Here is a 1,457-nt window from a genome sequence, read left to right as displayed (position 1 = left end):
GCCGGCGGCGTCGGCGCGGCACTGCTCGCCGGGATCGGCGCGTACGCGCTGTTCCGCCGGCGGATCGCGGCGGGCGGCAGCGGCACGAGGGACACAACGAGGGGTGGCACACGGTGAAGCGGCGTACGAGGAGGACCGGTGTCCGGGCCGCGGCCGTCACGGCGGTGCTGAGCGGCATGCTGTGCTCGGCGGTGACCTGGCCGGCGTCGGCGTCGGCCGATCCCACGGCCGAGCCCACGGCCGGATCCACGGCGGAGCCTCCGGCGTACCGGATGGCGGCGGACGCCGAGCCGGTCGAGGGAACGGCGAGCAGCTCGGACGGGCCGGAGCTCAAGCCGGGCATCTACACCGACAGCATCGGCCGCGGTGAGGAGCGCTTCTACAGCGTCGAGCTGGACGACGTCTCGACGGTCTACCTGTCGGCGGTGGCCGCGCCGAAACCGGGCAGCAAGGTGGCCTCGTTCGGTGAGGGCCTGGAGATGGAACTGACCACCACCAGCGGTGAGCGGTGCGACACCGCGGGCAAGGCCACGTTCTCCGGCGACGGCATCTCCTATCCGATCGGCGACTACGCGGCCCGGCGCATCGGCGGTGGCATCGACCGGTGCCAGCAGGCCGGGCCCTACCTGTTCTCGGTGAAGCGGGACGGGCCGGGCACGTCCGACCCGGGCCGCTGGCCGCTGGAGATCCGCTTCATGACGGAGCCCGGCCTCGACGGCAGTGTGCCCGGTCCGCCCGGCAAGGGCAGCTGGAGCTCGGAGCCGCCCACGCCGCCCACCGGCACGTCCCGGCAGGCGAGCGGCGGTACCTCGCTGAACGACGCCGGAGCGGTCGGGGCCGGGGTGTGGAAGGACACGGTCCGGGCCGGGGAGACCCGCTTCTACCGGGTCCCGGTCGACTGGGGACAGCAGCTGTTCGCGTACGCCGAGCTGCCGAACGCCCAGCGCAAGCAGGACTCCTACGACCTCGTGCCGCGGGCGTTCGGCTTCCACCTGTTCAACCCGCCGCGAGCCGACGTCATCGACGACAACTTCGAGTCCTACAAGGGCGAGCAGGCGTCGGCCGAGCTGGCCACCCGGCCGGTGGAGTACGGCAACCGCTACGGCGACGAGGGGCGAGGCATCAGCACCGCGGGCTGGTACTACCTCGCTGTGACCCTGCATCCGGACCTCACGCAGTTCTTCCCCGACGGCGCCACCGTCACGTTGCGCGTCGACCTGCGCGGCGAGGCCAAGGAGGGCCCGGGCTACCGGGGGGACGCCGCGGCGGCCGGCTTCGGCGTCACCGAGGAGGACAGGGCCGCGGCGGAGAAGGGGCTCAGCGCGGACGACTCCGCGGGCAGCGGCGCCGGCACCTGGCGGCTGGTGGGCTGGAGTGCCATCGGGGCGGGCAGCGCGCTGGTCCTGGGGCTGGGCGCGTGGATGCTCGTCGCCCGGCTCCGCCACCGATCCGCGCCG

1 protein-coding gene is annotated in these 1,457 nt (G+C 74.0%); it reads left to right on the top strand.

Annotation, left to right across the window (positions count from 1 at the left end):
• Positions 1-113: 113 nt before the first annotated feature.
• A partial coding sequence (locus tag ACYVE9_RS26635) for a hypothetical protein (RefSeq protein ID WP_461030455.1) occupies positions 114-1,457 on the top strand: 1,344 nt, incomplete at its 3' end.

This window comes from Streptomyces sparsus (assembly GCF_054776295.1).
The sequence above is the reverse complement of the archived record's forward strand: the minus strand, read 5'-3'. Positions and strand labels throughout refer to the sequence as shown.